Below are 5,735 nucleotides of genomic sequence, written 5' to 3' on the forward strand. Positions count from 1 at the left end.
GCCGTGCCGCGCAAGCCCCCGGCACACCGCCAACTCGCCACTCAACACGGTGTGATGCGGTGCTTGCACACAGTGGACATGTCTTGTGATGCTATGACCGCTTTTGCCGGATACATGCACTGCGAAGGGTGGCGTGACCGTGACGGCCAAGGCTCCATCCCGCGAGAGCCGGAGCGCGGACACGCGGGCGCTCACCCAGGTGCTGTTCGCGGAGCTCGCGGGGCTGGAACCCGGCACGCCCGAGCACCGCAGGGTCCGCGCCGCCCTGATCGAGGCCAATCTGCCGCTGGTGCGCTACGCCGCCGCCCGCTTCCGCAGCCGCAACGAGCCCATAGAGGACGTCGTCCAGGTCGGCACCATCGGGCTGATCAACGCCATCGACCGCTTCGACCCCGACCGCGGTGTCCAGTTCCCCACCTTCGCCATGCCCACCGTCGTCGGCGAGATCAAGCGCTACTTCCGCGACAACGTCCGCACCGTCCACGTCCCGCGCCGCCTCCACGAGCTGTGGGTGCAGGTCAACGGCGCCACGGAGGACCTGACCGTGCAGCACGGGCGCTCCCCCACCACCGCCGAGATCGCCGACCGCCTCAAGATCGCCGAGGACGAGGTACTGGCCTGCCTGGAGGCCGGCCGCTCGTACCACGCGACCTCCCTGGAGGCCGCCCAGGAGGGGGACGGCCTGCCGGGCCTGCTGGACCGCCTCGGCTACGAGGACCCGGAGCTGGCCGGCGTCGAGCACCGCGACCTCGTGCGGCATCTGCTCGTCCAGCTCCCCGAACGCGAGCAGCGGATTCTGCTCCTCCGTTACTACAGCAACTTGACGCAATCTCAGATCAGTGCGGAGCTGGGGGTGTCGCAGATGCATGTCTCGCGGCTACTGTCGCGGAGCTTCGCACGCCTCCGTTCCGCAAATCGGATCGAGGCGTGACCGGGACGGACGACTCGATCCCGCGCAGATATGTCGACAAGGCGCTACAGCGTGTTGCCGACATGTGACATTCTGCTGGAACCGCGTTTGCCGTGGCACTGCCTCCGGTATTCAGGTGGAGACATCACTCCTCGGTCCACCCCGGCCCGGGGACGCCGCAGCGACCCGACCGCGACCTCAAGGGGGTGGCATGTCCGTAGAACTGGGCAGCTCGAAGGTGCTTCCCACGATTCCCGCACCGGCACCGCACGCACACGACGACGACGCCATCAACACCCGTACGCTCTCCCGCTCCCTGTTCCTGCGGCTGGCCGCCCTCGACAAGGACTGCGCGGAGCGCACCTACGTCCGCGACACCCTGATCGAGCTGAACCTCCCGCTCGTCCGGTACGCGGCGGCCCGATTCCGCAGCCGCAACGAGCCGATGGAGGACATCGTCCAGGTCGGCACCATCGGGCTGATCAAGGCCATCGACCGTTTCGATTGCGAACGCGGCGTGGAATTCCCGACGTTCGCGATGCCCACGGTCGTCGGTGAGATCAAGCGGTTCTTCCGCGACACCTCGTGGTCGGTGCGCGTACCGCGCCGCCTCCAGGAGCTGCGTCTGGCCCTCACCAAGGCCAGCGACGAGCTGTCCCAGAAGCTCGACCGCTCCCCGACCGTCCCGGAGCTGGCCCGCTGCCTGGGCGTGTCCGAGGAGGACGTCGTCGACGGCCTGGCGGTCGGCAACGCCTACACCGCCTCCTCCCTCGACTCCCCGTCCCCGGAGGACGACGGCGGCGAGGGCTCCCTGGCGGACCGCCTCGGCTACGAGGACAGCGCCCTGGAGGGCGTGGAGTACCGCGAGTCCCTCAAGCCGCTGCTGGCCAAACTGCCGTCGCGCGAGCGCCAGATCATCATGCTGCGCTTCTTCGCCAACATGACGCAGTCGCAGATCGGCGAGGAGGTCGGCATCTCCCAGATGCACGTCTCCCGGCTGCTCACCCGCACCCTCGCGCAACTGCGCGAAGGACTCATCGCCGAATGAGGAACGGTCCGCCGAGGCCACCTGCCCCTCGGCGGACAGCGGACGAACCGACGGGCCCCGGCCCCTGGCGCGATCCCGGTACGGCCCGGTACGTCCCGGCCCCCTGACACGGCCCCGGTACCGCCCGGCCCGCCCCGGACGCGGGAACGCGGGGTGCACACCCCTGTACTCCTGACGGCCCGTCACCGACACTGTCCCGATGCGACGGCTGTCACGCGCACGACCCGCCCCGCCCGCACCCCTCGCACCGGACGCGCCCCGCGCGGCCTCCCGTACGCCCGCGCCCCGTACGACCCGTACGCGCCGGGCGCCGGCCCTCCCCGCGGCGGCCGTGATCTGCGCGGCAGCGCTCCTCGCCGGCTGCGGGAACACCTCCGACCAGGGCTACGCGGCACTCGGCCCCGACGGCCCCGCCCCGTCCCAGGCCGTACCGCCCCGGGACGGCGTCGAGCTGACCCCTCTGGACGGCACCCCGTCCGGCGGCGGCAGCGCCACCCCGGCCCCCGGCACCGGCCGGCAGACCCGCGAGCGCCCGGACAAACCCTCTCCCGACCGTCGTGATCCGGCCAACTTTCCCACCTCGCCGGGCGCTTCACCCTCACCCGGGGTAACGGATCTCCGCCCTCCCTCACGACCCTCCGGCGCCCCGGCACCCCCTCCCGGCACTTCCGCCTCCCCTTCCGGCACTCCGGGCTCCCCCGGCACCGGCTCCCCCACAGCCCCCTCCGGCTCTCCCACCTCTCCCAGCACCCCGTCCCCGGCGATCCCCGCCGGCCCGGACGCCCCCGAGGGGCTCATGATCGGCGGCCTCGGGCTCGCGGACACCGAGGTGCGCTGGTGCCAGAAGGTCTCGTTCACCCTGCTGCACACCGGCCGCACCCCGGTCACCACGGGCACCGTCACCCTCGGCACCCACCTCATCGGCCTCCTCGGCATCGACTGGGGCACCGTCGCGTCCACCCACCCGCTGCCGCTCCCCCTGGCCCCCGGCGAACGGAGGACCGCCACGTACCGGGTCTGCGTCGACTCCTGGCGGGTGCCGCTCGGGATGCGCCTCGATACGCGGGACGTGTCGTTCGACTGGAAGTGAGGCGGGCCCGGACGGCGTCCCCGCCCCCGCAAACAGAAAAGGGGCCCGGAACAACCGGGCCCCCGCTCCGTACGACGCACGGAGAGACAAAGGAGAGGAAGAAGGGGAAGCGAAGCGCGATCCGGCGCCCCGCGGCTCAGCCCAGGGCCAGCCACACCGCGCCGACGATCACCAGGATCGCGACGACCACGCCCGCGATGAGGCCCACCCGCGGGCCGGACGACGCCTGCTGCCGGGCCGCCGCGCGGCCGCCGGTCTGCGGGGCGGCTCCCTCGTCCACGAAGGCTCGGAACATCTGCGTGCTGCCCGCCGGGTCGTAGTTGCCCTCGGACGGGTTCTGCGGGTTGATCGCCATGGGCAAGGACCCTAGCGAACAAGGGGCTTCGAGGCACCCCAGGGTGCACGGTGGGCGCCACGGGGCACGCCGGAGCCGATGATCTTCCACCCCGTCCGACCCTTGACATCCACCTCACCGAACCTTTCCCTCCCCTTTACTCCCCACCCCCAAGATTCATTTGCCTTCAGCAACCAACATGTTTACGGTTGCCTCAAGCAACGAAAAGAGACGTGCGGAGGAGCCATGGCCGCTCGGTCCCAGTACGAAGAACTGGCCCGGCACCTCAGTGCCATCGGGGCCGTCAAGCGGGAGATGGCACGCATCCTCCCCCCGGAGTGCCCGCCCGGCTCCGCCGCGGTGCTCACCCTTCTCGACCGGCACGGCGAGATGCGGATGAGCCGGCTCGCCGAGCTGCTCGCGATCGACATGTCGGTGACCAGCCGGCACGTCGCGCATGTCGCCGGCCACGGCTGGATCGAGCGGGCGCCCGACCCGGCGGACAAACGGTCGCGGCTGCTGCGGCTGACGCCGAGCGGCGAGGCGCTGCTCGCCGAGCTGGCCGAGTCCTACACCAGAACACTTGCCCGGTACCTCAGCGACTGGTCCGACAGCGACGTCGGGCAGCTGATCGAGCTGCTCGCCAGGCTCCGTACGAGCTTCGGCGACTGCCGCAGCCGGGTCCCCCACGACTCCCTCACCCGTACACCCGCAGGATGAAAAGGAACTACATGGCTACGACCACACCAGCCGGTGTGCGGGGCGGCCGCGCCAGGCACGGGAGCGGGCCCGGCCCCTCCGGCCAGGCCCCGATGACGCACCGTCAGATCATGGAGGCGCTGTCCGGGCTGCTGCTCGGCATGTTCGTCGCGATCCTGTCGTCGACCATCGTCTCCAACGCGCTGCCGGAGATCATCCACGAGCTGAACGGCGGCCAGAGCGCCTACACCTGGGTGGTGACGGCCTCGCTGCTCGCCACGACGGCGACCACGCCGCTGTGGGGCAAGCTCTCCGACCTCTTCAGCAAGAAGCTGCTGGTCCAGGCATCGTTGATCGTCTACGTGGCGGGCTCCGTCGTCGCCGGCCTGTCACAGAACGCGGGCATGCTGATCGCCTGCCGCGTGGTGCAGGGCATCGGCGTGGGCGGTCTGTCCGCCCTGGCCCAGATCGTGATGGCCGCGATGATCTCCCCCCGGGAGCGCGGCCGTTACAGCGGTTACCTCGGTGCCACCTTCGCCGTGGCCACGGTCGGCGGCCCGCTGCTCGGCGGCGTGATCACCGACACCAGCTGGCTGGGCTGGCGCTGGTGCTTCTACGTCGGTGTGCCCTTCGCGGTCATCGCGCTGATCGTGCTCCAGAAGACCCTCAACCTGCCCGTCGTCAAGCGGGAGGGCGTCAAGGTCGACTGGGCGGGCGCGTTCTTCATCAGCGCGGCGGTCTCGCTGCTGCTGGTGTGGGTGACGCTGGCCGGCGACAAGTACGACTGGGTGTCGTGGCAGACCTTCGCGATGGTCGGCGGCTCGGTGGTGCTCGGCGCGGTCTTCGTCCTCGTCGAGAGCCGGGCGACGGAGCCGATCATCCCGCTGCGGCTGTTCCGCAACCGGACGATCGCGCTGGCCTCGGCGTCCTCGCTGTTCATCGGTGTCGCGATGTTCACCGGCACGGTGTTCTTCAGCCAGTACTTCCAGCTGGCGCGCGGTGAGTCGCCGACGATGTCCGGCGTCATGACCATCCCGATGATCGCGGGCCTGTTCGTCTCGTCGACGGTCTCCGGCCAGATCATCACCCGGACCGGACGCTGGAAGGCATGGCTGGTCTCCGGTGGTGTGCTGGTCACGGCGGGCCTCGGCCTGCTCGGCACCCTCCGCCACGACACCGCGTACTGGCACATGGCCATCTACATGGCGCTGATGGGCCTGGGCATCGGCATGATGATGCAGAACCTGGTGCTGTGCACGCAGAACCAGGTCGCCCCGCAGGACCTCGGTTCCGCCTCGTCCGTCGTCACCTTCTTCCGCTCCCTCGGTGGCGCGGTCGGCGTCTCCGCGCTCGGCGCGGCCCTCGCCCACCGGGTGACCCACTACGTCGAGGAGGGCGTGGCCGAACTCGGCCCCAAGGCCGCGAAGGCGGCCGCGCAGCACGGCTCCGGCGGCGGGGGCATCCCCGACCTGAGCGCGCTCCCGGCCCCGCTGCGCACCGTCATGGAGAGCGCCTACGGGCACGGCGTCGGCGACGTCTTCCTGTACGCGGCGCCCTGCGCGCTGCTGGCGCTGGTGTTCGCCGTGTTCATCAAGGAGGTCCCGCTGAAGACCCGCGGCGGGCTCGCGCAGAGCACGGAGGGCGAGAAGGCGGC

At 70.8% G+C, this 5,735-nt stretch carries 6 protein-coding genes; 5 read left to right on the forward strand and 1 reads right to left on the reverse strand.

What is annotated here, in order from left to right:
- The first annotated feature begins 133 nt into the window (after window positions 1-133).
- The 3 genes from AC51EU_RS26220 (at window position 134) to AC51EU_RS26230 (ending at window position 3,048) form a co-directional block, all read left to right on the forward strand.
- Window positions 134-931, forward strand: a complete 798-nt coding sequence (locus AC51EU_RS26220) for an RNA polymerase sigma factor SigF (protein WP_496269555.1) — start codon at window positions 134-136, stop codon at window positions 929-931.
- Between the two features lie 190 nt (window positions 932-1,121).
- Window positions 1,122-1,958, forward strand: a complete 837-nt coding sequence (locus AC51EU_RS26225; protein WP_496269556.1) for an RNA polymerase sigma factor SigF — start codon at window positions 1,122-1,124, stop codon at window positions 1,956-1,958.
- 199 nt (window positions 1,959-2,157) lie between these two features.
- Window positions 2,158-3,048, forward strand: coding sequence for a hypothetical protein (locus AC51EU_RS26230; protein ID WP_496269557.1), 891 nt, complete (start codon window positions 2,158-2,160; stop codon window positions 3,046-3,048).
- Between the two features lie 136 nt (window positions 3,049-3,184).
- Here the strand turns inward: AC51EU_RS26230 and AC51EU_RS26235 are convergent, their stop codons facing one another.
- Window positions 3,185-3,403: a hypothetical protein gene (locus AC51EU_RS26235; protein WP_496269558.1), complete on the reverse strand. Its 219-nt coding sequence runs from the start codon at window positions 3,401-3,403 to the stop codon at window positions 3,185-3,187.
- A 225-nt stretch (window positions 3,404-3,628) separates the two neighbouring features.
- On the opposite strand from AC51EU_RS26235, the gene AC51EU_RS26240 reads away from it, so the two are divergent.
- Together AC51EU_RS26240 and AC51EU_RS26245 are read left to right on the forward strand one after the other, a co-directional pair.
- Window positions 3,629-4,102, forward strand: coding sequence for a MarR family winged helix-turn-helix transcriptional regulator (locus tag AC51EU_RS26240; RefSeq protein WP_496269559.1), 474 nt, complete (start codon window positions 3,629-3,631; stop codon window positions 4,100-4,102).
- A 92-nt stretch (window positions 4,103-4,194) separates the two neighbouring features.
- The coding region (locus AC51EU_RS26245; RefSeq protein ID WP_496269560.1) for an MDR family MFS transporter at window positions 4,195-5,735 on the forward strand (1,541 nt) is incomplete at its 3' end.

The sequence above is a fragment of the Candidatus Streptomyces philanthi genome (assembly GCF_059553635.1).